This window comes from Rhodoferax sp. AJA081-3 (genome assembly GCF_017798165.1).
In the GTDB taxonomy this organism is placed as follows: Bacteria; Pseudomonadota; Gammaproteobacteria; order Burkholderiales; family Burkholderiaceae_C; genus Allorhodoferax.
In genome coordinates, this window is sequence record NZ_CP059068.1 from 1604085 (window position 1) to 1628824 (window position 24740).

Genomic DNA, 24740 nt, shown 5'->3' on the forward strand with positions numbered 1-24740 from the left:
CCTCCGTGCTTTCCAAGAAGGCCTTCTGAAGCATTCCCGCGTTGGCCGCCGCGCTGTAGAGAAACTCAACGCTGAGCATCAGACAGAGCGTTACGCCACGGTCAGCTTGACCAACACGCCCGGACGGTGGCACATGGGCAGCGGATTGGCCTGCGTGTGCAGATCCGTACCACGCTCGAACTTGCGCGGCTGCTGCTTGGCATACAGAACCTGCCCCAGCGTGTTGGCGGTCTCGTTAAAGTCCGCCGGTGCAAAGTAGGTGCTGAAGGTGTCAATCGTGCCCAAGGGGAATGCGTGCGCCTCACCAGCGGCAATGAAGCGCCGCGATACACCGCTGAAGTCGGTTGCCTGACCACGGTATTCCTCGAAGGTGATACCCCCAAAGGTGAAGCCTGCGCGCATGTCGTTGATGAGCACAGCGCCTTGCTGCCAATAGGTGTAAGCCTTCTCGACCTTGGCGTGCCCTGTGAGCGCGTCAAAAAACTCAGGCGAGCACAGCACGTGAATTCCAGTCATGAATTCACCTTTGAGGTTGTCCTCCAGATGGCGTAGCACCTCGGCGCACTTGGTCTTGACGTTGGTATTGGCGTTACCCAGATCAAAAGGCACGGTCGCAGGCGAGATGCCAAACTCGTCGTACAGGTCGTAGATCACCGAGCCGTCAGCGTCCAGGATCACACCCTTGAGGGCGCCCATGCGCAGATGTTCGAGGGTGATGGCGTGCTTGTTGCGCATGGTCTCCAGGTGGCGGGCCATAACGCCTGCGACGCTCTCCATCTCGGTCTCAGAGCCGAAGGCCCGGATGCCCTGGACTTCTTCCGGCAAGACCACATCGTCATGGGGAATATGGGGAATCACAAAGGAGCGCACCTTGCGCTTGCCACGTGTTCCCACGGTTCCGGGCGAGCCCGGAGGCATGGTGGGCAGCAGGTTCAGGACACCGTTTTGCTCTTCCACGATGACCTGGCGGGTGCGTACTGGCTTGACTGGAAAAAGGTTCAAGGCCTCCATGCGACCGTAACGGTTGGGGATGATGTTGATGGCAGCAGTGAGTGCGGCCATCGAAAACGCGGGGGTGTTGAATGGATTGTTCATGGTGAGGTGTCCGATCAAGGTTAAAAATCAAGCCAATCAAGCGGATTGGCGAATCAAGATGCCAAGCGACGCCAGCTGCGCGGTGATGGCTGCCTGCTGATCGGTGGAAATCTCCACCGGCCAAACGACAGCTTTGGATGCGACCACGCCGTGACGGGCGAGGATCAAAGCGTCTTCACGGTCGATGAGCGTGGCATCCACCGCACCCAGCAGGATTCCCACTGGAAAGTGGGATCCATCCTCTGCTCCAGGGTCGAGTTGCTTGACCTTGGCGGTGGCTGTCACACGGCCCACGATGCAACCCAGTGGTAGGTTCTGGCCTGCCTCCACCGTCACAACATCGCGCGAGTAGTTGAGGCTGTCTTGCTCGTACTTGACGAGGTCGCCCAGGTTGAGGGCTTCATTGATGACGTTCATGGCTTGGATCCTTCCGAGTTAAATCTTTTGAGTGAGTTTCTTGACCGCTGCCATCAAGGCACCGGTGTCGCCTGAAGCGCCCGCGCTCTTAGGTGCTGCGTCGGGGGCGATGAGTGAGGTGATCTCTTCGCTCTGTGCACGGCTGGCCAGCAGGGTCTGGCGCACCTGAGCTGCCGAAAGACCTTGGGTGAGAAACGTGGCGATGCGATTGCTTTGCCCGGCAAGTTGGCATAGCTCGGCAATTGAAATAGCCTGGGCAACGGCCTCAGCCTTGGCTGAATGGACGGCTGCGGAAATGGCGACGTCATTTACCGTGGGTGTCAATGGCGCTAACGGAGCCAACGGTGCCACTGATGGTGTTGGCGAGGGAGACTTCACGGTCGTGTCGGACGGTGCAGCTTCTTTGCGCCGCACCTGATCAGCTTCAGCGGTTGGGTCGTCAGGGTCGGCGATCGCCGGGTCATTTGCTGTTTCTGGATTCATACGAATCTCCTTGGAGTTGGTTTGGAGGACAAGGGAGGCGCTGGACTGAACGTCCAGGGCTTTGGCACTGATCACGCGGGAGGCCACACCTCTCACGTTTCTTGCGCCAAGGTAGGTGGTGAACTCGGATACGACCTGCTCGGTACTGGCCAGCGAATCCGCAAAGCCAGAGCGAACCGCGTCAGGTCCGAAGAACAAACCGGCCTGCGTATCGCGTATGGCCTTTGCTTGCATCCCGCGCATAGATGCCACGTGGTCTACAAACAAGCCATAGAGCCGATCCACTTCGGTTTGCAGTCGGCCAAGTGCTGCTTTGTCGATAGGCTCATGCGGGGACAGATCGTTCTTGAAGTCACCAGCAGACACCGCCGTGAAGCGGTACCCCTCTTGGGCATCGCGCACCGACTGGTCCACATGCATGGCAATGACACCAATGGAGCCAACACCAGCTGTCTGCGTGACAAACACCCGGGATGCTGCGCAGGCAATGGCGTAGGCTGCAGAAAACGCCGAGTCACACGCCAGCGCCCAGACCGGCTTGATGGCATCAACGGCGCGAATACGCTGTGCCAGCTCAAACACGCCACCTGCCTCGCCACCTGGAGAATCGATGTCCAGCAAGATGCCAGACACCGTCGGGTCGGCCGCAGCCGCATCAAGCATCGCAGCAATGTCGCCGTAGGACGTCAACCCGGAAGCAGCATCAAGCGCAATAGCCCGGCGCACCAGCGAGCCGTGCACAGGGACAACCGCAATGCCAGTGGCAGCCATATGTTGACCTGAAGGGGATGCACGGGGCGGCGGCAAGGCCAGTTCTGACTGAATGGGCCAGTCAATACGAGAACCCAGAACCGAGAGAATGATGTCGAGTTTGGTACGCGCAAGCAGAAGCGGCGTCCCGTACAAACGAGACGCCAGGTGTGGCAACAACATGGTCAGCGTCCTTGTGAAGGCGATTCGGGATGCGGCATCTGCACCTCTTCGGGGGCAGCTGAGGGGGACTTGGTCAATTCGTGCCGGGGGTCGGAATCAAAGACCAGCCCAAGGTCATCGGCGCGAGCGTTGTCGGCAGCAATTTCCCGGTCCACGTCTTCTGCGTCGTAGCCGTTGGCGGATATGGCCTCCGAGCGGCTCATGAGTCCGGAACGAATGGCGGCCTTCATGGCATCGGCCTCTTTGAGCGGATCCACCCATTGCCAGCCCTGTGGAATCCACTTGCAAGCCTGGTACTCGCGGCGTTTTGGTTGTGCAGAACCGTATCCCGGCAGCGTCAGCGCGCCTTCGATAACCGCTTGGTCCATCCATGCCGCCCAAATCGGTCGGCACAGTTGATGCACGATGACGCCGTGCTGCAAGGATTCCACGCGGCGTCGAAACTCCAGGAGCCCGGCCCGAATGGATGAGTAGTTGACCTGCGTCAGGTCGCCCGTGAGTTGTTCATAGGTGACACCCATGGCAGCGGCCACCGCGCGAAACTGCATACGCAAGAATTCGGAATACGAACCACCCACGTCCGCAGGCTGAGAAAATTTGATGTCTTCGCCTGGCTCCAGGATTTGCATAGTGCCGGGCTCCAAACCTGCCAGCGCGACTCCATTGGAATCGGCATTGCCTTCGCCCATCAGGCTGTCCTCGGGCGACAGACGGGTCACAAAGCCCGCGAACATGGCGGCAGTTTTCTTGCGCACCAGTTCAGCGTCGTCGTACTGGTCCAGTTCGTTCAGTTTGACCAGCGCACGCGCCAGCCAGGGTTCTCCCCGGATCTGACCCGGCCGAAGCGGCCGGAACAGGTGAATGATTTCTGCGGCATCCACCCGCACGGTGCTCAAACCACCATCGCCCGACATGGGCGCAAGCAATCCGTCCTCCGGGTGAGAGCGATACAGGTGGTACGCCACCCGCCGCCCCAGCCGATCAAACTCAATGCCTGCGCGAATCAGGTTGCCGTTTTCTGCGGTGATGTTCATCTGAACGGGTAGATGCTCAGGTTCCAGAACCTGGATCTGCAGTGCAACACTCAGGACATCGTCAGGCCTGCGGTAGCGAAGGCGAATCAGTGCCTCGCCACCTTCGAGCATGGCGCGGCATGCCATCGCCTGCAGTCCATAAAAGTCGGTGAGTCCAGCTGCATCAGCTTCCACGGTCCAGTTGCGCCAGAGCGCCTGGACTGCCTCGCGTTGCTGCGCATTGGCCAGCATCGACTGGGGCTTGATACCCGTTCCGATGGCATTGGCCACATAGGACTCCAGCGCAGAGTTGGCCCACGCGTTGCGGCGCACCAGATCGCGGCTCTTTGCACGCAATTCATTCTGGTTGAACAACATGGCTGCAACCGCGCCGGGATTGCCCACCGACCAAGACAGTGCGCGCCTGCCGCCACCCACTCCGTCGTAGGTGGGCGTGGAGGCCAGCAGCCTCTTGCGAATAGATTTAAACCAGCCCATCAGGTGCCTTTAGACGTGTTGATACGGATCTGGCGTGGGGCACCGGGCCACAGACCCGTGGCCGTAGCCTGCTCCGAAAGCCCACGACGGACGTCACGCATGGCCACGCGCAGTTCTTCCACCGAGCGGTACTCCACCGTCTTGTCACCAAAGGTCACCCTGCGTTCACCTTTGGCAAGAGCGCTCTCTAATGCCTGGAGTTGGGTTTCTGTAAAGGCCATCAGCGATACACCACGAGGTTGATTTCAGAGGAGTCGTCAAACGACGATGCAGCGGTCGCGCAGGAGATGTCGACGTACTGCACAGTTTTAAGGTCGGAGCTGGCACGCACCAAGACCAAGCGCTGCTGGCCGGTATTGGTGCTGCTGCGAGCCAGCGCCGTCCAGCAGTAGTTCGTATCCGGCATCGCCACAGCGAAACGCACGCGGTACCGGCCCGCCGCTGTGCGCGCCACACTAGCGACGTTGTGCGAACCATGGATCACCACCTGACCACCCACGTAGCCAAAGCTCACCCATACCCGGGCAATACCGGGATGCGTCGCGTCGATCTTGGTTTTGACCTCAATGCCAATACGCGCAGCCAGGGCAGCAATGCTGGACGCAAGACTCATCAGACCAGTGCCCCATTGAAGATCAGGATAAAGTCGGTATCGGTGTTGCCCACATCGCTGGCTGCGACTGCCCCAATGTTGGTGCGGGCCTGAAGCTGTTCAGCCACCGTCAAGGTCTGCGCCGCATCGAAGCGCACGCGCAAATTGACGGCACTCAGAATCGCGTCAAGGCCGCTTGTGCCGTTCTGCAGAGCCTGCTGGATCTCCAGCAGAGTGTCATAAGCGGCGTCGGCACCACCCAAAATGTCGGCCTTGAGCGCGTCCAGCAGAGTCACGATCTTGTTGGACGAGTAGGTGCTGGTCGTGGCGATCTGGCTGTCGTCGATGGCGATCGCGGACAAGACTGCTGCCTTGAGTTCGTTAATGGCAGCGACCAGGCTCGATTTGTCGGTCGTCGACAGGCTGGCCAGACTGCCTGCGGTGGCCCGGACATCGTTAAATTCCTGAGCAACCCGGATGACCAGGCTCTCAATACGCGTAGCGAGACTCATAAAAACACTCCTTTAAAAATTCATGACAGCCATCGGCTGCGCACCACACGCCTGGCGACCCTGCGCCCGTCAGAAATAACAAGGCCACCGCTAGGGGTGGCCAGGATTTCAGTGGGGATTGCAACGGGTTCGGGCGGTGGTGCCAGACCAAGTTGCTTTTCCAACTCGCGCCAATGGCGCTCCTCGAACCGGTCCAGGCCTGCCGCACTGGCACTGGCCCGGGCATAGACATAGCAGTCCAACGCCTCGTTGCGCTCGCGCATCTTTTGCCACTCACGGATGGCGAAACCATTGCGGTCGCGCCGGGTGACCAGCTGCTCGGCACAAAGTTGCTGCACGTATTCCGCATCAACCTTGGGCAGGTGCACGAAACCAGCGGGGTACTTGACGGTGACTCCGTCCTCCTGGACGTCTGCGGCCTTGCGCAGGTTGTTGTAAAGCTCCAGCTTTGCCATGCCCACCGTGACGGAGAACACCTTGATACCCCGGCGCAGCTTCTTGCCGCCCTGCGTGATGTCGACAGCCGTCGGCGTGCCGATCAAGGCTGCACCGCGCGCTACGCCTTTGACCGCCATCACGCGGGAGTCACGGCAGGCACGCACAAATGCATACGCTTCCTGCGTGGCAAAGCCGGTATCCAGTGCAAACCGCACCAGGGGCAGCGACGCACCCGACTCGTGTGTCCAGGTCTCTGCGAGCATTGCCTGGAGTTGCTTCCAAACTGCGTCTCGCGCGGTATCACCCATCAGAACCCGGTGTTCGACCAACCAGCATTCCTTGCCTCTACCGAAGGCCCAGACCGAGGCTTCGATCCGGTCCTTCTGCACGTCCGCACCGCCCACTAGCAGCAGGCCGCCAAGGGGCACAGTGCCTATCGAATAGTCCTCACGGCGCTCAATGAGCCGCTGCCAGTCTGGCGCTTCACCTTCTTCGACCCAGGTCTCACCGAGTTCGGTGTTCTTGAAGGTCTTGATGGCCGCTGCTGAGCCAGATACCTTACTCACAGCGCCTTCCCAGGCCACAGCAATGTCCTTCCAACTGCGCCAGCCCACTGGGCTGTACAGGCTGGAGAGGTGAAAGCCTGCAGTCTTGGTGCCGTGCTCCGGGACCATGGCCCGCCACTCACCGTGCTCAAGCATCCAGGTTTTGTGGTGCTCAAGGATGGCGGTGTCACAAGACTCGCAGATATAAGCTGCGGTCTCTGCATGTCCTTTGTCCCAGCGCAATTGCTCGAATCTCAGCCATTGGCGGTGTGCACAGTGCGGACACGGCACGAAATAGCGCTGCTGGTCGGAGTCCTCGTACTCCCGTTCAATGGCACTCACACCAGAGATCGTCGGCGTCGAGACTATGAAAATCTTGCGCCGCGCGAAGGTCCGGGTGCGGGCCTCGGCCAGCGAAATCGCGTCGCCTTCGCCTTCCACGTCCAGCGGGTACCCATCAACTTCATCCAGGAACAGGTAACGCACTGGCATCGAGCGCAAACCCACCGCGCTGTTGGCACCGGTCATCACCAGAACACCACCCCGAAACTCCTTGGCCAGGATGGTGTTGCCCGAATCACGCGACCGGGCTGGAGAAATCAGAGCCGACAAGGCTGCGGACTCCTCAATCAACGGATCGATCCGTTGTTTGGAGTTGCGCTTGGCCATGTCCACCGTGGGCCAAACCGCCATCATGGGCCCTGGCGCGTGGTGGATCACATAGCCAATCCAGTTCGACCCCATCTCGGTCGCACCCAGCTGCGCCGCTTTCATGAACACCACCCGCTCCACCGCCGAGGTGGGCGACAGGCAATCCATGATGGCCCTCAGGTATGGCGTGCGGCTGGTGCGCCAGCGGCCCGGCTCAGCTGACGCTTTGCTGGAGAGCATGCGGTGCCGATCCGACCATTCCGAGACCGAAAGCAGCGGATCTGGAGTCAGCCCCTCCCGCCAAGCCCGCTCAATTTCTTGGGCACCTTCGTAATCTTCCATATACCGTGCCCCAACTTATTGCTCGGATTCAATCTACCCGGGGACGCAAGTCACCCAGTTCCTGCAGGTGGTCGCGCAGTGCGGCTTCTAGTGCCACGTGCATGGCGTGCGCATCCACGCCCAATTTGGCTGCCATCTGGGCTGAGACCCGTGCGGGCCAGTTCAGCCAGGCATCGCGCTCCGAGCGCGCCAGCTTGAAAACATGCGCGATGGCCTGCGGCCGATCCACCAGTTCACCCTTGAGCCTGGCCAGTCGGACCTTGTTCGTTTGCGCCTTGACCACTTCGTTGACGGTGCGCGCCTGAAGTAGTGATGTGCCGCCAGTACCCGGTGAGGATGGCAACACTGCGGACGATTCGCCGTTGGTCTCCCGGACCACCACGCTCTCTGCACGCTCCCTTGTTCCCCTTTTGGGCGCATCGGTATTGCGTGCCCAGTCGGCATCGGCCCGGTCCGCATCAATGGTTCCATCAGCTTCTGGCGTGACACGGCCAGTGCGAATTGCCTTGTGCACAGCGGTGTCGGTGACCCCCCTGTGGCGGGCATAGGCACGAATCGAGATTCCCATTGGATATTTCAAACATTTGTTTGTCTTCTTGCAGATTTAGCTTGGCTTCCATCTGGAACAGCGCGTTCATAGAGGCATCGCAACACCACACGGAAACAAGCAAATGAAATCGATCAACGCACAAGTCACCGACACCAACCACCGTCCACGCGGCGAGATGCGCATCCAAGTCGACTTTGACAAGACTGGCCCCAGTCTGGTCGAGCACGACGGCCAGACCTACTGCTACACGTACAAGGCGGGCACCAACCGCAAGACCGGATTGGAAGTGCGCGAGATGGCCACCATCGAGGACGCACGCCTTTGGATCACCCTGGACGGCACACAAGTGTGGGAAGACTGAAAGCCACCCCGCTGAAAAACACTACCAAGCAGCAAATCTTCAACCCAATCACCAACCGACCTAAGGATCTCAAATGACCACGATTCAACTCACCCACACCCAAACCCAAGTCCTGCAATACGCACTGGATCACAACGACGGCCAGGTCGTCTGGTTTCCTGAAAGCGTCAAGGGCGGAGCCCGCAAGAAGGTGCTCGACGGACTTTTCAACCGCGCCTTGGTCACCACCGATGGTGGCACCCACTGGTATGTCGCGGCCGAAGGCTACGACGCACTGGGTCGTCCACGCCCCACAGTCGCATCGATCGCACCTTTGGCACCCTTGGTCGCAGACCTGGAAATGGAGGCCACTGTGGCGCAACACGAGGCTCAGTGGGCCAATGAGGCACAAGCCTCAGCGCCCGCGGCACCGGCCACAGATCTGTCACCCGATCCCGTCAAGGTCCGCACCCGCGAAAACAGCAAGCAAGCCACTGTGGTCCAAATGCTCAAGCGTCCCGAAGGAACAACGATCGCGCAGATCTGCGAGGCCACCGGCTGGCAGGCCCACACGGTGCGCGGCACCTTTGCCGGAGCCTTCAAGAAGAAGCTGGGCCTGACCATCGAGTCCGACAAGGTCCAGGGTGGCGAGCGCGTTTACCGCATCGCCTAACTCAAAGTATTGATCGAAAAGATGCTGCAAATAGCTTGGCTTTTGATCGGAACAGCGCGTTCATGCAATTGTCGTGATTGACAACGAATAAACGGGATATCCACTATGAACGCACCCACCACCATGACATCAACCATGACCATATCCATCGAGCGCACGCCACTCACCATCACCCGAGAGGGCCTTGCCATCCAGGTCGAGGAGTTGAGCGTGCGCCTGCCCTTTGCCAGAAAACCTGCCGACCTCAGCGAGGTGGGCGGCTTTGGCAACACCAGAATCCTTGTCACCGAGACACGGGAGATGACCCAAAGCGACTTCGACTCCTTTGCCAGCAACCTGATGAAGTCACGCGACTGGCTGCGCGGCAAAGGTGGCGGGACCGGCGATGGCTACTTCTGCGTGGAGGTCCACGCGCCCGGTCGCCCGTACCTGTATGTCAACCCGGAGGGCGGCGACTACGCCCGGTATGTTGCCCGCCTCGGATGACTCAAAAAATAGATTGAAAAGATGCCAAGAACAACTTGGCTTCTCAGTGGATCAGCGCGTTACTACGGGTGTCGCAACAATCACCATCAAGGTCCAAACCATGAACACCAACACCAGCATCCCCGCCACTCAGAATGAAGACTGGGGCTTTTGGGGCACGATGCAAGATAAAGCACCAGCAGCATGGGCGATCGCATTGCCTGCCATTGCACAGATCACTGGCTGCGCTCCCGACGCAGTCCGCGCGTTTCTGGACAGCCGCCATGGACGCCACTTTGCGGACGAAGTGCAAAACCATCTGTATCTTGGCAAGGGCTTGGAGCAGGCGGTGCAAGCAGCCACCCAAAAGTGGATGGGCTGGAGCATCGGACGCCATACTGCCAAGGACTACGGAATCCCTCGCGGCCTGCCTTACCTCACAGGATTTGTAATTCACTGCGAAATTTCTGAAGAACAACTCGCTGACTGAGCATCAAATGCCACTCCGTCGGACTCGCGGGTGGCTTGCTTGCCAGTCCAGTCCTGCCAGCGGCGCACGATCACGTCCACGTACTTGGGATCCAACTCGATCATGCGGCCCACGCGCCCCGTTTTTTCTGCTGCGATCAAAGTGGTGCCGGAACCGCCAAAAGGATCCATCACCGAATTTCCCGGCCGACTCGAGTTGCGAATGGCACGCTCCACCAGTTCGACCGGCTTCATCGTGGGGTGCAAATCGTTCTTGTGGGGCTTCTTGATCTGCCACACATCACTCTGGTCCCGGTCGCCACACCAATGGTGCTTGCCACCCTCGGGCCAGCCATAGAGGATGGGTTCGTACTGGCGCTGGTAATCCGAGCGCCCCATGGTGAAGGTGTTCTTGGCCCAAATCACAAAGGTCGACCACTTGCCACCTGCTTCCCGAAAGGCTGACTGGAGTACGTCCAGCTCACTGGAGGACATGGCCACGTAAATGGCACCCTTGCAATTGGCGACCGTAGGCGTCAGCGCCGCCAGCAGGAAGTCATAAAACCCATCGCCCAGGTTGTCGTTGAGGATGGCGCGGTTTTTACCGCGCATCTTGTCCTTGGCGGTATTGGCGTAGTTGACGTTGTAGGGTGGATCGGTGAACACCATGTCCACTTCCTCGCCTTGCAGCAACTGCGCATAACTCTCCGCCAACGTGGAGTCGCCACACAAAAGCCTGTGTGGACCAAGCAACCAAACGTCGCCAGCGCGTGAGATTGCGGTCTCAAGGACCTCCGGCACGTCATCGTCATCGGTGTTGCCTGACTCATCACCGCCGCCTCCGGCCATCAATTCGGCCAGCGCATCGGCATCGAAGCCGGTGAGCGACATGTCGAAGTCGTCGAGCTGCAGGGCCTCCATTTCCACGCGAAGCATGGTCTCGTCCCAGCCTGCGTTCTCCGCAATCCGGTTGTCCGCAATGACCAGGGCTCGGCGTTGCGTGGAGCTCAAGTGCTCCAGCACCACCACCGGGACCATCGCCATGGCAAGCTTTTGGGCTGCGGCCACCCGGCCATGACCCGCGACGATCACACCGTCGGCACCGACCAGGATGGGGTTGGTAAATCCAAACTCTGCGATGGACGCCGCAATCTGCGCCACCTGTTCGTCAGAGTGGGTCCGGGCATTGCGGGCATAGGGAATCAATTTTGCAACAGGCCATTGCTGGATCTTGTCTGCCAGCCAGGAAGTGGTCATTGCACCACCTCAGCCGACTTACTGCGCTCGGCCACCACTGCCCCATAGGTCTGACCGGTCGAGAGCAGTTTGACCGGCACGCCGGGAAAGGTCTGTTGAAAGCGTTTGATCGCAACGTCCACGTACTCGGGCGCAATCTCAACCGAGCGACACTGGCGAACAGAGCGCTGGGCAGCCAGCATGGTGGTGCCACTCCCACCAAAGGGCTCGTACACGATGCCCCCAGTGCTGGAATAGGCCTCCAGAATGAACTCAGGCAGCGCGACCGGGAACACTGCCGGATGATCAATGTCTTGGCCGATCTTGCCCTTGTGGCGCATCACCCGGATCACCGAGTCAGGAATCTTGCTGTCCTGTGTCGGCTGACCCTTGTGTGCCCAGCCACCGACTTCACCTTCCTTGCTGCGCATGGCGGTGGAGGACCCGTCCGCGCGCAGGTGCGATTCTTCACCCGCATGCTTGCAGGGAACGATCTTGTTGGGTGTACGGCTTTGCCGGTTGAAATGGAAAACGAACTCAAAACTCGGGGCCAACCGTCCTGACCAGTCACCCGGCATGCCCGGACCCTGGTCCCAGACGTACCAAGCAAAGCGCCGCCACTCTTGCGTGCGCATCCAACCAAGCCAGCCGTCCCAGTACGCAACGACCTCGTTGTCGCGGTGGATCAAGCCCAAATTGACCAGAACCTGTGCGTCGTCAGTCACCGGCAGTTTGGCAAACACACCACGCATCAGGCCATCCCAATCGGTGATTCCGCCACTGGTGTAGTCCCGCTGATTGCCATAGGGTGGCGAGGTGAAGCACAGAGTGGCTTTGTCACCCTGCATCAGAGTGGCGACCACAGACTGATCGGTGGCATCGCCACAAATCAACCGGTGCTGGCCCAAAGCCCAAACATCACCCGTCCTGGAGATGGCGTCCACTGGCGTTGGCGGAACATCGTCCGCTGCGTCCTCACCATCGTCAGGATCGCCCCCATCGGAATCGGTTGCACTTTGTGCGCCAAACATGGTGTCCAGTTCGACATCGTCAAATCCTGTCAGGGTAAGGTCGAATCCTGCGTCGGTCAGCTCGGCAAGCTCAAGCCCCAGCAACTCCTCATCCCAACCCGCATCGAGTGCCAATCGGTTGTCGGAGATCACGTAGGCGCGTTTTTGGTTGGGCGACAGGTGTGCCAGTTCGATGACCGGCACTGCGTCCAAGCCTAGCTTACGGGCAGCCGCCAACCGACCGTGGCCAGCAATGACGCCGTTCTCACCATCGACCAAAACCGGGTTGGTCCAGCCAAACTCCACGATGCTGGCGGCAATCTTGGCCACTTGCGCCTCACTGTGCGTGCGGGGATTGCGGGCGTACGGAATGAGCGCCTCGACCTTTCGGTACTCGACGTTGAGTGTTTTCAAGCGACGGATCCTCAAAATAGAAAACCCGCCGACAGTAAATACCGTGGGCGGGTCGAAGGGAAAACTGGATGGGCCTGCGGGGCGGTCTGGGCTGCAACCCTGCAAACCCTGCAAACCTGGGTTTGCACTCTGTCGCTAGGGGACTCTTGCGCTCGCTCCCCCCGCATAGCATTTCGGTGAGGGAGGACCCGTCGAAATCTGACGGGCCATCTGATTTCTCAGACCTCTCGCAACCATAGCTGTAAATGTAGAGCAATGACCTGTGAAATGCGACACCCTGTTTTGAAGGTGAATCCGCATCGGCTGTCGAAGGTTGGCATCTGTTCTACCCACTTATCAATTCCCTTCAAACTTACGCACGAACCTTCAAGGCACTGTTGAGTTGCTCGGTTACGCGCTGAAGCGACTGTGCCCACCTGCGTTGTGCTGTCTTGGTGCAGCAGCCAAAGCGAATGCTGATCTCGCGCCAGCCGTAGCGCTTGGCTCGCATCCACACGAGGTGACGCTGCTCAACCTCCAGCCACTGAACCCAGTGCATGACCTCAAGCATGGCATCGACCTCACTCGGACTGGGTTGGAAGTGCATCTTGGGTCGTTCATCTGCCGACATGCGTTCCCACTCTGACCGCACCACTGTGGGCCAGAGGGTGAAGTAACCCTGCACACGAACAGGTGGCAGGCGACGTGCCGTGCTGGCAGCCTCCTCAAAGCGGTTGGCCACATCATCGGCAGTCCAGTTTGTCTTGATGTTAGCCATTGCGCTTGCCCCCCTGACCAAACAGCCGCTCACCGATCCGTTTGACAAACGCCTGCTCGACGAAGTCCAGGCGCGAGTCCGTCTCGCTGACCACCAGGATGTGCTGCTCGCGCCATCCCGTGCGTTTGATCTCATCCAGGTCTGCAACCTGTGGCTGCAAGCGACCCAGCGGGCATTGGTAACGATGGGGTGTGATCTTCATGTCAAAGCTCCTGTGTATCGATCGCCCAACCCAACAGGGCCAGAGCATCTGCTTCGTTGTCGTCGGTGACCGGGTGGCCTTTCGCACGCATGGCCGCAATGACCTCTGCCTTTCCAGCGTTGCCTTTGCCCGTGGCGTGCTTCTTGATCGTGCCCACAGGGATGCCCTGGTATGGCACGTTGTGGTGCTCGCACCAGGTCGTGAGCGTGGCCATGAGGCCTCCGTAGACGTGAGCGGCATCGACACCGCTGTGCCGACGCACCTCCTCAAAATAGACCGAATGGATTTCACCGACCGCGCCTGTGATCTCTGAGAGCCAGCGCTTGAACCGCAGGTAGCGCATGCCACCGCCTTCAAAGCGTTGGGGTTTGAAGTTCACAAAGCCATGTGCGATCTGCCCGTCGCGTGAACGCAATGCCCAACCGGTGGTGGTGCCCAGGTCTAGGGCCAGCACAACCAGTCGTGTCGATCGGGCTTTACTTCCATCCGCATCAACACTCCCACGTAGGTCAGAGGGAACTGCTGTTCCCTCTCCTACGTAGTAGGAGAGAGAGTTTTCGCCAACTGCAATATCCCCGAAAACCCAATAGGCATGAGGGTTAGCGCCAGTTGGCAAGTTGGCAGTCTTGCCAACTGCCAGCTTTGCCAACTTCGGCATAAGCTGTTGATTTTTAAAGGAATGAAGTTGGCAGGGGTTTGCCAACTGAGCCCAGTTGGCAAAAGTGGGGTTCCAGTTGGCAGCGATTCTGCCAACTTGCGCGCACGGATTCATGTGGACTCCTTCGGGTCGGTGATGTCGTCTTGGTAAACCCACACATCCGGGTTCTCAACGGGCATTGCAGCACCGGATTGCGGGCATTTGTAGTGGGTGGGAAGCACTGCGAGCGCCCGAATAGGCAGCTCGCCAGTGAGCGGGTCAGGCGTGTCGCCCGGCATGTTCAGGACCATGCCTTCGACGCACAAATAGCCGAACTTGCTGCGGCCACAGGACGGCAGACCGTAGTCCTTGCCATTGCGGAAATACTTGATGTAGCCCTGGGTGGACAGGACCGAGAGACGCTCGCGAATGGTGCGCTCGCCGCCAAGACCTGCCTTGCCCTCGAAGGTCTCTGCGAATTGATTGCCGGTGTAGCCGCGACCCTGAGCTGCCTCCTCAAACAGGATCTGCAAAATGGCATCCCGTTTGCGGCGGCGCTCTGCGTCAAGGCGCTCACCGTACTCCTTCAGGACCAGACGATCATTGACATCGACTTGTCGCCATTCATCGTCAACCTTGTCAACAAACTTGTTGGGAATGGCAGCACCGTTGCGCAGCTCATAAATCAATTGCCGAGTGGTGCGCGCCTCGTCGGGACGCTGCAGCAACATGCCAGTGGAGTAATAGCCGCGCAAACTTCCTGCCCCGGCAAGCGCCTGAAACGGGTCCTCTTCGAACTGTTTTTTGGAGAGTTTCTTGGTGTGGTGAGCCAGAATCACACCCGCGTCGACATTGACCTCACGACGGATCCGATCCACCCGTTGCGACAGAAAGAACAGCATGGCACCGTTGTCGTTCTCGCCACCGGCATCGCCGCCATCAAAGACATTGCGAATCGGGTCGATAACGATGATGTCGGGTGGCGGACCGCCAAAGGCCATCTGAATGGTTGGAATGATTTGGGCAAGACCCGCGTCGTTGAGCAGCGTTTGAAGCTGGGGAGTGGCCACAAAATTGACTCTGGCCAACAAAAGTGCGGGTTCTGACAGTCGGATCTTTTTGGCACGTTCGCGCAGGTAGTGGTATTGCACTTCGGCTTGCAGATAGAACACCCGCAGTGGCCGTGCTGGTGTCATGCCCAAAAACGGCTGCCCTGCCGACATGTGGGTTAGCCATGCCAGCAAAAAGTCACTCTTGCCGACCTTGGGCGCTCCGCCGAATACCAGCATCCCACCAGGAGTCACTACCCGGGGAGCAATGAGATCATCTGGCAAGGGCGTATCGTCATCCAGCAGCTGACCGAGGGTGAAACTTGGCAGCAAAGGGGTGGCTGCCTTGACGACCCTGCGCTCGCCGTCTCCGATGAACGCTTTGCAATCAAACCCTTCTGCCAAACCGTCTGCAGCATCCCACTTGGCGGGCTTGTCAGTCGGTGGGACCAGGATCGCCACGGAATTGCATCCTGCAAGTGCACAGGCCTTGGCCGCGTTCTCTGCATACTCCCAACCCGGTGAATCCCGGTCTGGCCAGATCAGGACATCCTTACCTCTGAGCGGACTCCAGTCTGTCTTGTCGATAGGAGCCTTGGCCCCATTCATGGCCGTCGTGGCGACAATGCCCAGGCCAATCAAGGCGTCGGCACATTTCTCGCCCTCTACCAACACAATTGCGCGTGAGGTTGATACGGTTGGCAGGTTGTAGATAGGTCGGGGGTCGGGCGCGCGCCACATACGGGCACGCACGTCCCAAGGGCGAAACTCCTTGCCGGTTGGCGGGTCATACCGGTAGACACACGCAATGAGTTCGCCCTGGGCCGTGCAGTAGTCCCACTTGGCGGTATATGGCCCCAACTCATCTATCGGCACAGTGCGCGTGTCGCGCATGACGGGTCGGACGATGGGTGGTGCAAAACCCAGCCATTGCCGGATCTCATCGACAACCCGCGGAAAGTCATGACGCGCTGACAAGCCTTGGGACATCGCCCAAAGGTCAAGGACATCACCACCGTCCTCCGTCGAGAAGTCCTTCCACAACCCGCGTCTGGAACCATCCAGTTCGACCACCATGCTTTTGCCTGGTGTGCCGTCGACATCACCAATGTAGAACTTGCTGCCTCTTATCCGCCCCTGCGGAAACAGGTAGTGGAGAACGGATTCGAGTCGATCTAGCAGCGCTGCCCGCAGCGTCTCAGTATCGGCAGCCAGGTCGTCGCGCTGCTCAGGAGCGTTGTTGTAGTCCAACCAGACAATGTTGTCCTGGGTCATGCACCACTCCAGCACCGATCCTGCCAAGCGCAGAACTTGCACTCCAGATGGGTCGGCGTAGTGGTATGGCGTGCGAGCGTCTCCCCCACAGCTGTGGCGGTAATCACCCGCACTCCGCGATCTGACATGCGCTGCGCCAGCCCGCCGTCGAAAGGCAATAACTCGAACCAAAGCTCCTGGGTGTCCTTGTTGATCGCAGTGAACAGCGCCGGGTTACTTGCAACGCCGGGTACCGATGCCTCCATGTAGGCCTGGTAAATGGCCACTTGAGCCGCATAGATGGGTTTCGACTTAGCCACGCCTTGTTTGACGGTATCCCGCCAGGACTTGTCATTCATGGTTTTGAACTCCCAGATGGCCGGGTAAGCCATGCCGAAATCCCCAAGAACCGGAGGACCGCCATTCAGGATGCCGTCGACGTGACCCTGAATCCGGTCACCCGCCACAGAGAAGCCAAACTGACCACCTTGTGCCTTACGGGTATACAAGTCGAACCCTGCCAGCTTGAGCCAACGGATTGCCAAGTCCTCCAGGGTGTGCCCGACTTCAAATATGCGCAGCAGACGGCCGGAAAACTCACGATTGACGTCTACAGGCGTCCTTGTGTACTCATATTGAAGCGCGCGCTCACAGGCCACGCCGAGTCGGGACGCGCCCAGGTAATTGCGCGGCACCTGGCTCTCGCGTTCCCGCGCCAATCCCATATCGATCAACGCGCTGATCTGTTCATCAAGCTTGGGGCGGTGATTGAAGTCCAACGTCACATTGCACCCCTTATTTCCGCAGTCGTCTGCTGCTGCGCGATGCGCTGCTCCAGAAACGTGCGGTCTCGGGCTGCCATGCGCTCATGCTCCGCGAGCATGTGCGCCTGATATGCCGAGACCACTACATCGACCAGAGTCAAGACTTCCTCGCGGCTGTAATCCGCCAGAGGTCGCGTCATACCAATTTCCCCAACATACTCACCCAATGGTGAGAGACAGGATCGCATCGCGGCGATTTCCATTTCCGTGGGATCAATCATGTGTCCCTCCGTTTTGTTCATGATTTGAGAAAAGGCGTTCTGGCACGCCATAGAACAGAACACCCACCGGTCCGAATACCTGCCTGGATCGCTGCGGCGCAAGCGGGCGTTAAACCAGCCCAGCCCCTTGGCCTGGCGACTGCAGACAGCGCATTTCAAGCTGCCTCCCGGTAGTTGTCGTTGGCAGCGACGACCAGGCGTTGGATCTGTGCCTTGTTGAACTGAAAGGAGAGCAGCGCCGATGCCTGATATCGGGTCAGGCCAAAGTCGGCACGCATCGGCTCGGGCAGAAAGCGCAGTTGCTTTTCAGTGGGCGGCTCGTTGAGCCAGCGCCGCGTCTTGTGAGCGGAATCCTCCGACTCATGGTCGTTAAGCCAATCGTCGGCCTTAGCCATGCACACAGTACGCTCGCCAACTGCCAATAGATGGGTACCCATGCCTTGACCGCCACCCACTGCATGCCAGCGACCAGCCAGGAAAAACACACCACCCCAAGCTGTGAATCCGGTGGCCATCAGTGCGTCGTCACAGCCAAAAAGGTCACACCAGCGAAAGTTGGAGCGCTTGAGCAAATCGATTTCACTCATCACGAAGTCGCTCAAAACACCGCCATCCTGCGGCTGACGCTCCCATGTATGGCCACAAAACGGACACTCCATGACCGCCAAGGGAACAACGGCACCACATTCCGGGCAATCTTTGGTTAGGGCCTCACCATCGTGCTGGTGGCCATCCAAGTTGACATCCTGCTCCAGTGCGCCATGCATGAGGCTGGCCGTACCAAAGTCGAGCACGATGCAGTCTGTCTTGATGACGTGCGGATGTTCCTCGGGGTCCACTGTGCGCAGGCCCCGGCCCACCATCTGAATGAAGGTGGATTTGTAGGAGCTTGGCCGCAGCAACACAACACAGGCGGTTGGTGTGAAGTCATAGCCTTCGGTAAGGATGGCCACGTTGACTATGACCTGCGCATCGCCGCATTCGAAGCTGGCGATACAGGCTTTGCGTTCGCTCTCTGGTAGATCGCCATGAATGACCACTGTGGGAACACCGGCCGCATTGAAGCCATTGCACACGCACTGGGCATGAGCGACGGTCGAACAAAACACGATGGTCTTGCGATCGCTGGCTTTTTCCTTCCAGTTCCTGATGACGGCATCGGTGATTAGGGTTTTGTTGAGAATGGACGCGACTTCGTCCATGTCAAAGTCCACTGCAGTGCGCCGCACCTTGCTCAACGCTTCCTGCGCGCCGACATCGATCACAAAAGTACGCGGCGGAACCAGGTGCCCGCTTGCAATCATCTCGGCCAGAGTGATCTGATCTGCAAGATTGGAAAACACATCACGAAGACCCTGACCATCGCCCCGGTTCGGAGTAGCAGTCAGGCCGCAGATAGCAGCATCCGGATTGCGGCTTTGCACCTTGTCGATCACTGCTCGGTAGCTGGGCGATGACGCGTGATGCGCTTCGTCAATCACCAGCAGGTCCAGAGTCGGAATCTGGTCCAGATTTGCACCCTTTGAAAGGGTCTGCACCATGGCAAAGGTGGCCCTGCCGGACCAGGATTTCTCGTTGGCATCGACCACCGAAGTGGTCAGGCTTGGATTTACACGAGAAAACTTGGTCCGGTTTTGACCAGTGAGCTCGGTGCGGTGTGCGAGGATGCACGCTTTAGCGTCCGGCTCGGCCAACACACTGCCAGCCACCGCCGACAGCATGATGGTCTTGCCAGAGCCAGTGGGAGCAACAGCCAGCGTGTTGCCATACTGGCGCAAGGCCGCCAGCGTGCGCTCAACCAATTGGGTTTGACGGGGACGGAGCATCATGGCGGCGGCTCCTTACTGCGCCCAGCTGGGGCGACCCGGCACTGGCGAGCGACCGGTAGCCTGCGCATAGGCGTTCGGGGCCGGTGATGCCTGCGATGGCGGTGCAGACGGCTGGCGTGCGGCGCCCATGAGTGCGGCGTAGTCCTTATGGTCTGGCGTGACTGCTGACTTGATGACGCTCTTGTCCTGGCCGTTCTGGTCCTTATCCCAATCGACTTTGCCGAGAAATTCAATGCCTTCCAGGTCCGAGAAACCACTGATACGGCGCGCGTTTTGTGCAGCAGGACTGCTGTCGCCTGGGTGGATGCCGCGCGCAGAATTGAGAATGGCCTTCACGAAGGTGCGACCCATGTTGGCCCACTCTGGGCCCTTGGGGCTGTGCAGGCCAATGAGGGACCACATCTTGCGACGCGCATATTCACCCTCCATCACCACAAATTCGCAGTTCAGATAGACGGAACCAGTGTTGATGTTGCGCGTGGCAAAACCACCAGTCCAGCCTTGGGTCGCGTCGTCGTGACCGCCGGGTTTGATGGTCATGCGCACACGCACGACAGTGCCTTTTGGGATCAGGTCGAACGAAGTTTGTTCGGATGCGGAATTGAAATCGAAGTAGGTCATGATCAGATCTCCTGAGTTGCAATGGATTCGGGGATGGCGGGAGCACCAGCGGTACTGGCAGAAATGGGGCGCGCAAAGGCAAGTCGCTCGCTGGCGGGCTTGGCGGGGCCAGCGATCTTTTCCATGAGGCGACCCAGGTGCGGCTCCTCAATGGCATCGAGTCGACCGGAACGGTCCTTGGCTGGGTATCCCCAGGTGTTGAGCGTGTGGCAGACGAATGCCCGGTAGTTCACTCCGTCGTCCCCCTTGACCTCAGCCAAGGTGACGACCTCATCAACAATTCCTGGCAACTCCAGACCGGTCTTCGAGCCGTCGATCTGCAAAGAGAAAATACGGCGATTGAAATCGTCCAGTGACTCATTGAGGATGCCGACAAACCAGACGTTCTTGCGACGGGTGTGTTGCAGATGCGTGAGCCAGGCAATCATTTCCTGGCCCATCAAGCCGTAGGCACCACGGCTGTCGGGCTTGCCAGTCTTCTCGGAGTACGCCTGAGGCTGTCCCTTGCTCCACTGCAGGCACAGACGACCGGCGACGGTGATCGAGTCCACAAATACTGTGTCGTATTTGTCCAAATCTGTGGGTTCGCCAAAGCGTGTGCAAACCGCATCGAAATGCGCTTTGCTGTAAGGCTGGTCATCGCGCAACGCTGGGTTAGGACCACCAATGAAGACAGCGAAATCACGGCATTCCTGCCATGTGCGTGGACGGATGGTGTCGCCCGCCCAACCCTCGACCGCCAAGTCACCTGCTTCCAGGTCAAAGAACAAGGTGGCTGTAGCTTTCAGTGTCCAAAGCTGAGACGTCTTGCCTATGCCGCTTTTGCCAACGAGCACGCCCTTGACGCCACGCTGCTCAGCAAGGCGCTGGTCCGCAGTAATGATGGGGAGTTTCATTTGCGCAACTCCTCATCAGACAGGGACGCAAAAGCATCTGCAACCGTCGTGGTGCCAAGTGCACCGCGTTTGCGCGCTGCCTCGTACAGTTCTTTCAAGGCTCCCGAGCGGCGAATGATTGCGCTGCATTCAGCTTCGGTACCCTGGATGGCAAATGCAATGTCATCAATCGTCGCATCAGTCAGATTACGAATCACTTCGTCGGGACGGGTTGTGCCATTCGCGGGAATGCGTACAGAATCGGGCAAAGCTACCGAATGAAACGACAGGTGCTTGCGCAGCCGTGACATCAGCGACTTCGGTGCGCTCGGCGCGAGAACGAGGGGCTTGGGGCCGGAAACCTTTGCGGCGGTCGGTTTTTTGAAACTTGGAAACTTCATGGTGGTTACTCCTGAATGAGTGCGAGACGGAAGCTGGGCTTGCCAGTTTTGAGGGTGCGCGCCTGCACGAAGGCAGACTTGAGTGATTCAGGCCATGCGCCGAACTTGGTTTCGGACACGCGGTAGCTGATCTCCACGTACTGGACGGGGTCATCGCCATTGGCTGCAATGCGGCGAGTGATTTCTGCCAACTTGGACTGATCCCAGTCGACCTTCTTGGGCAGGTCGGCAGTGATACGCACACGACCATCGTCAAAATGGACAACGCCCGTGTCCTTGCCCGCTTCCAGGCGAAGACCATGCGCACGATCGGCGAACTTGAGCTCAATGGCGCGATCAACGTGATCAGCTTTTGCTTTGGCCGCAGTTAGCTGATCAGCGGCTTCGTTCTTGAGCTGGAACAGAACCTCACTGGAATGCGCTGCCAAATCTCCAGCGGGTGTGGCGATCGCCTGTTCAAGGGTCAGTTGGCTCATGCTGCACCTCCTGCGTCTGCACGCTCAGAGGTACTCTTGCGCAGGCTGTTAGTCTCGAACGCTTCCACGTCCTCGACGCGGTACAGCACGCGCCCTTGCAGTTTCAAAAATACCGGTCCGATACCTTCGGTCCGCCAGCGTTCCAGTGTGGCTTCGCTAACGTCCCAACGGTCGGCCAGTTGGCGTTGGTTGAGGTGTTTGACACTCACGTTTTGGTCCTTTCATGTGATTGCTAAAACGTGCTGCCAGTTTCGAATTGGGGGGGTGGGCAAACCGGTGGGCAAAGTGGACAACCAGGGTGGGCAAATTCAGCAAATAGGCCTGGTGCAATCCAAACGGACGAAAAAAAGCCCGGATGTTTAGTCCGGGCTGTGTAGGAGAGTCTGGCCAGGGTGCTGGTCAGCCTTTCGGCGGATAAGGGTCGTTTCCGTAGCTATTGCGCTCGCGGATACGACCGTTTTCTCCATGAATCAAAACTTCACTTTTTTGATTCATGGCGATTTCTCGTGCCGCGCGTTCAGCTTCTGACTGGGTGCGGTGATGCGAGGTGTCGCGACTATTTCCAGCGCCGCGAACAGCCCATTGGTCATCGCGGGGTACAACGTGTTGATTTTTTCCGGCCATGGTGGGTCCTCATGAAGTTGGTCAATGCTTGGGGTATTTGGGGCTTACTCTCTGATCAATACCCCCTTTCCAAAACCAGGAAATCCGGGTGCAACCAGTAATTGCCTTGTTGGTCGCTCTGGACGAAGGTGTCAAACACTGTGCGATGGTGTTTCTTGATATCGGCATAGCGGAAGTTCTCAGCTATACCTAGTGCGGCTGCGATCTTGCGTTTGTGGACCTCATCACCGTCGGCCTCATCTAGTACTTTCAGGAATCCGTAAACCTGGGGTGACAATGAAATTTCGGTTCCCGCAATCAGTGCAACACGCTTGCTGTCCAGAAGGCGCAGTGAAGTCTCATCTGTAACTGCTGTGCGGGCGAGTCCATCAAAATAGGCATCCAGACCTTCAATTGCAAAATTCCCTTTGCGCAGTTGCGCAATGGCTTGCAGCGGAATGAATAGACGCCCCTTCAAGTTCGTGGACTGCAGTGCCAGTAGATCACTTGTTGTGATTACAGCCTCCGTTCCAGGAGACGCAAGTCGGTCGATTTCCCCCTGAATTGCGTTCGCGTCACCACTGAGCAAACACCCAAAAAAGAAGTTGTGTCGCTTGCGCTTGTGCTCCCGCGCGCCAAGATGCCAGAGTCTCCCTCTTACCACCTCGGAAACTGGGTGCCGAATTTTCAATCCTAAGGCTGCATTGAGCCAAATCGCCACCTTGGATGGATTTACCTGCCAAAGCCTTGCTCGCTCTTTTGGCAGATCAACCCACCCACATTCGCCGCAATAGCATTGATAGGGGAGTTCAGCTCCTGCATGTGTTGGCACTGGTCGAACTGAAACACTCAGGCAGTCAGGGCAAAGCACACACTCCGCAACGTCACCAGACAAGCTCAACGCCTCATTGCTGCGCAAATGTTGGTAAATCGATGGCTGTCCACTTGCCCAAACGGAATCTGGCAGCAACTGATGTGTCGGCTGCTCCAGAAGCGCGCAGAGTGCGGCCATGGCTTGTGCATTGATTGGCCCCAACTCAGACCTCTCCGCTGTTTTCGGTTGCCGGTGCTGGCACAGTCGAGTTCGGTGGGAGCTGCATTACCCCAAGCGCCTGCATCAGTGCCTCTGCCAGCCCCGCGTCAGCCTCCTCCATGTCACGCAGATTGCTGATTCCTGTGGGCTTCAGTCCAATGTGCACCGAGCGCCCCTTACGGGACTCGCCCTCCGGGTCGAAATACAGACTGACAACAGCACTGATGATGTTGAATCCTCCCCCCATCAACGAGTGAAGGTGTTGAGCCTGTAGGCATTCCAGGGCATCCGGTGCGGTCCGCTCGGAGGGAGGCTTGATAAAGTAATCGCATAGCGGTGCCGAAATCGATCGCACGCGGAACTCCGAAATCCGCACCTTGCCAACTCCGTGATCACGCAGGTCCAATCCACTGTGCTCATCACAGTTGACGCCGTGACGCAAGCGATTCAACAGAAAGAGTGGTTGCGGCACCGCCAAGGGTTCGATTGGATGCTTGAATACATGAGTGCCAAGAGGCGCAAGGATCTTTTTGCGGGCTTTCTCACCGCCAAAGACCAACAAGTCCATCACACCGCTGTCCGGATAGATGATCACTGTCATGCGCAGCGGCGGACGGATGTCACGCCATGTGGTTCGATCGTCTGCACCGAACTCAAGGTTGCGTTGCAGGTTGTCTTCAACACGAATATCGAGCTGTACCCCACCGTCCAGATGGCGTGTCAGCACGTCAATCTCACAAGCCCGGGGACGGCCCTTGCGAGGCGTAAATGCCTCTGCCAATGCTTGCCTGAGTGGATCGATATCCGCCGCCGTGCAATGCAATACCTGACTTGGCGGCAGATGGATGCGCCGCCAAATACGCTTGCCAACTTCCGCATCAGCATTCAGGAAAGCCTCAGCGATGGCAAAACGTCCAGGCCAGTTTGTCATAGCCCACAGCGCACGCTCCGCATCACTCACATGGTGCTCAAAATCATCCAGCATCGCGTCACCCAGCGGCACGGTATTGCGCAACGCTTGGACACCACGCAAATGGGCCAGAGTCTTGACACGACGAAGTTCAGCGTATGTGGACGCTTGCCTGTCGTCGGTCAACGCCTCCAGCGCTGACAAGATGGGTTGGTGCAACTCCTCTGCAGCTTGCTCCCAAGAGGCACCCTCGAGCAACGGAATTGCTCGTGCATTGAAATAGAAATTCCAACTGCGCGGTGGGATCAATCGAACGAGGTCACGGTAATTGAAGGCTGCCATTGGTGGTTTTCTCCTTTAAAGACATGGCCGC

The 24740-nt window shown here is 58.6% G+C and carries 30 protein-coding genes; 4 read left to right on the top strand and 26 right to left on the bottom strand.

What is annotated here, in order from left to right:
- Positions 1-90 precede the first annotated feature (90 nt).
- The 9 genes from HZ993_RS07400 to HZ993_RS07440 are packed head-to-tail and all read right to left on the bottom strand — an operon-like array spanning position 91 to position 8087.
- Complete coding sequence (locus tag HZ993_RS07400; protein ID WP_209396597.1) at positions 91-1095, bottom strand: major capsid protein; 1005 nt, start codon at positions 1093-1095, stop codon at positions 91-93.
- A 36-nt stretch (positions 1096-1131) separates the two neighbouring features.
- Positions 1132-1512, bottom strand: a complete 381-nt coding sequence (locus HZ993_RS07405; RefSeq protein WP_209396598.1) for a head decoration protein — start codon at positions 1510-1512, stop codon at positions 1132-1134.
- Positions 1513-1530: 18 nt separating this feature from the next.
- A complete protein-coding gene (locus HZ993_RS24330) occupies positions 1531-2928 on the bottom strand; it encodes a S49 family peptidase (protein WP_245213861.1) in 1398 nt (465 codons plus the stop codon).
- A 2-nt stretch (positions 2929-2930) separates the two neighbouring features.
- A complete protein-coding gene (locus HZ993_RS07415) occupies positions 2931-4439 on the bottom strand; it encodes a phage portal protein (RefSeq protein WP_209396599.1) in 1509 nt (502 codons plus the stop codon).
- Positions 4439-4660, bottom strand: a complete 222-nt coding sequence (locus HZ993_RS07420; RefSeq protein ID WP_209396600.1) for a phage head-tail joining protein — start codon at positions 4658-4660, stop codon at positions 4439-4441. The genes HZ993_RS07415 and HZ993_RS07420 overlap by 1 nt, the downstream gene beginning before the upstream one ends.
- Positions 4660-5052 (bottom strand): hypothetical protein, encoded by a 393-nt coding sequence (locus HZ993_RS07425; protein ID WP_209396601.1) that lies wholly within the window; start codon positions 5050-5052, stop codon positions 4660-4662. The genes HZ993_RS07420 and HZ993_RS07425 overlap by 1 nt, the downstream gene beginning before the upstream one ends.
- Positions 5052-5543 carry a hypothetical protein gene (locus HZ993_RS07430; RefSeq protein ID WP_209396602.1) on the bottom strand — a complete coding sequence of 164 codons (492 nt, stop codon included), beginning with the start codon at positions 5541-5543 and terminating at the stop codon, positions 5052-5054. The genes HZ993_RS07425 and HZ993_RS07430 overlap by 1 nt, the downstream gene beginning before the upstream one ends.
- A gap of 20 nt (positions 5544-5563) precedes the next feature.
- On the bottom strand, positions 5564-7519 hold the full coding sequence (locus HZ993_RS07435) for a phage terminase large subunit family protein (protein WP_209396603.1): 1956 nt from the start codon (positions 7517-7519) through the stop codon (positions 5564-5566).
- Positions 7520-7547: 28 nt separating this feature from the next.
- Entirely contained in the window at positions 7548-8087 is a 540-nt protein-coding gene (locus tag HZ993_RS07440; protein WP_209396604.1) for an elements of external origin, read from the bottom strand.
- Positions 8088-8190: 103 nt separating this feature from the next.
- On the opposite strand from HZ993_RS07440, the gene HZ993_RS07445 reads away from it, so the two are divergent.
- The 4 genes from HZ993_RS07445 to HZ993_RS07460 all read left to right on the top strand — a co-directional run bounded on the left by HZ993_RS07445 (position 8191) and on the right by HZ993_RS07460 (position 10037).
- Positions 8191-8430 carry a hypothetical protein gene (locus tag HZ993_RS07445; RefSeq protein WP_209396605.1) on the top strand — a complete coding sequence of 80 codons (240 nt, stop codon included), beginning with the start codon at positions 8191-8193 and terminating at the stop codon, positions 8428-8430.
- 73 nt (positions 8431-8503) lie between these two features.
- The gene (locus HZ993_RS07450) at positions 8504-9082 is read left to right on the top strand and encodes a DUF3489 domain-containing protein (RefSeq protein ID WP_209396606.1); all 579 of its coding nucleotides are present in this window, start codon (positions 8504-8506) and stop codon (positions 9080-9082) included.
- Positions 9083-9205: 123 nt separating this feature from the next.
- Positions 9206-9568, top strand: a complete 363-nt coding sequence (locus HZ993_RS07455) for a hypothetical protein (protein ID WP_245213862.1) — start codon at positions 9206-9208, stop codon at positions 9566-9568.
- Positions 9569-9668: 100 nt separating this feature from the next.
- The gene (locus HZ993_RS07460; protein WP_209396607.1) at positions 9669-10037 is read left to right on the top strand and encodes a hypothetical protein; all 369 of its coding nucleotides are present in this window, start codon (positions 9669-9671) and stop codon (positions 10035-10037) included.
- On the opposite strand, the gene HZ993_RS07465 is transcribed toward HZ993_RS07460, so the two are convergent.
- From HZ993_RS07465 to HZ993_RS07545, 17 genes are all read right to left on the bottom strand, one after another.
- Complete coding sequence (locus HZ993_RS07465; RefSeq protein WP_209396608.1) at positions 10001-11272, bottom strand: site-specific DNA-methyltransferase; 1272 nt, start codon at positions 11270-11272, stop codon at positions 10001-10003. The genes HZ993_RS07460 and HZ993_RS07465 overlap by 37 nt on opposite strands.
- Positions 11269-12675, bottom strand: coding sequence for a site-specific DNA-methyltransferase (locus HZ993_RS07470; RefSeq protein ID WP_209396609.1), 1407 nt, complete (start codon positions 12673-12675; stop codon positions 11269-11271). The genes HZ993_RS07465 and HZ993_RS07470 overlap by 4 nt, the downstream gene beginning before the upstream one ends.
- Before the next feature lie 352 nt (positions 12676-13027).
- On the bottom strand, positions 13028-13432 hold the full coding sequence (locus tag HZ993_RS07475; protein ID WP_209396610.1) for a DUF6362 family protein: 405 nt from the start codon (positions 13430-13432) through the stop codon (positions 13028-13030).
- Complete coding sequence (locus tag HZ993_RS07480; protein ID WP_209396611.1) at positions 13425-13634, bottom strand: hypothetical protein; 210 nt, start codon at positions 13632-13634, stop codon at positions 13425-13427. Before HZ993_RS07480 ends, HZ993_RS07475 begins: the two co-directional genes overlap by 8 nt.
- Position 13635: 1 nt before the next feature.
- Positions 13636-14094 (bottom strand): crossover junction endodeoxyribonuclease RuvC, encoded by a 459-nt coding sequence (locus tag HZ993_RS07485; RefSeq protein ID WP_209398335.1) that lies wholly within the window; start codon positions 14092-14094, stop codon positions 13636-13638.
- 308 nt (positions 14095-14402) lie between these two features.
- On the bottom strand, positions 14403-16595 hold the full coding sequence (locus HZ993_RS07490; RefSeq protein WP_209396612.1) for an AAA family ATPase: 2193 nt from the start codon (positions 16593-16595) through the stop codon (positions 14403-14405).
- Positions 16592-17299, bottom strand: a complete 708-nt coding sequence (locus HZ993_RS07495) for a hypothetical protein (protein ID WP_209398337.1) — start codon at positions 17297-17299, stop codon at positions 16592-16594. The genes HZ993_RS07490 and HZ993_RS07495 overlap by 4 nt, the downstream gene beginning before the upstream one ends.
- Before the next feature lie 56 nt (positions 17300-17355).
- Positions 17356-17619 (bottom strand): DUF6511 domain-containing protein, encoded by a 264-nt coding sequence (locus HZ993_RS24335; RefSeq protein ID WP_245213863.1) that lies wholly within the window; start codon positions 17617-17619, stop codon positions 17356-17358.
- A gap of 155 nt (positions 17620-17774) precedes the next feature.
- On the bottom strand, positions 17775-19448 hold the full coding sequence (locus tag HZ993_RS07505) for a DEAD/DEAH box helicase (RefSeq protein ID WP_209396614.1): 1674 nt from the start codon (positions 19446-19448) through the stop codon (positions 17775-17777).
- Positions 19449-19460: 12 nt separating this feature from the next.
- Positions 19461-20069, bottom strand: coding sequence for a hypothetical protein (locus tag HZ993_RS07510; RefSeq protein ID WP_209396615.1), 609 nt, complete (start codon positions 20067-20069; stop codon positions 19461-19463).
- Between the two features lie 2 nt (positions 20070-20071).
- Positions 20072-20965: an ATP-binding protein gene (locus tag HZ993_RS07515; RefSeq protein WP_209396616.1), complete on the bottom strand. Its 894-nt coding sequence runs from the start codon at positions 20963-20965 to the stop codon at positions 20072-20074.
- Entirely contained in the window at positions 20962-21345 is a 384-nt protein-coding gene (locus HZ993_RS07520; protein WP_209396617.1) for a radical SAM protein, read from the bottom strand. The genes HZ993_RS07515 and HZ993_RS07520 overlap by 4 nt, the downstream gene beginning before the upstream one ends.
- A gap of 5 nt (positions 21346-21350) precedes the next feature.
- Positions 21351-21821 carry a hypothetical protein gene (locus tag HZ993_RS07525; RefSeq protein ID WP_209396618.1) on the bottom strand — a complete coding sequence of 157 codons (471 nt, stop codon included), beginning with the start codon at positions 21819-21821 and terminating at the stop codon, positions 21351-21353.
- Positions 21818-22030, bottom strand: coding sequence for a helix-turn-helix domain-containing protein (locus HZ993_RS07530; RefSeq protein WP_209396619.1), 213 nt, complete (start codon positions 22028-22030; stop codon positions 21818-21820). The genes HZ993_RS07525 and HZ993_RS07530 overlap by 4 nt, the downstream gene beginning before the upstream one ends.
- A gap of 190 nt (positions 22031-22220) precedes the next feature.
- Positions 22221-22445 (bottom strand): DUF2188 domain-containing protein, encoded by a 225-nt coding sequence (locus HZ993_RS07535; protein ID WP_209396620.1) that lies wholly within the window; start codon positions 22443-22445, stop codon positions 22221-22223.
- A 55-nt stretch (positions 22446-22500) separates the two neighbouring features.
- Positions 22501-23436 carry a hypothetical protein gene (locus HZ993_RS07540; protein ID WP_209396621.1) on the bottom strand — a complete coding sequence of 312 codons (936 nt, stop codon included), beginning with the start codon at positions 23434-23436 and terminating at the stop codon, positions 22501-22503.
- A gap of 25 nt (positions 23437-23461) precedes the next feature.
- The gene (locus HZ993_RS07545; protein ID WP_209396622.1) at positions 23462-24709 is read right to left on the bottom strand and encodes a hypothetical protein; all 1248 of its coding nucleotides are present in this window, start codon (positions 24707-24709) and stop codon (positions 23462-23464) included.
- Positions 24710-24740 lie beyond the last annotated feature (31 nt).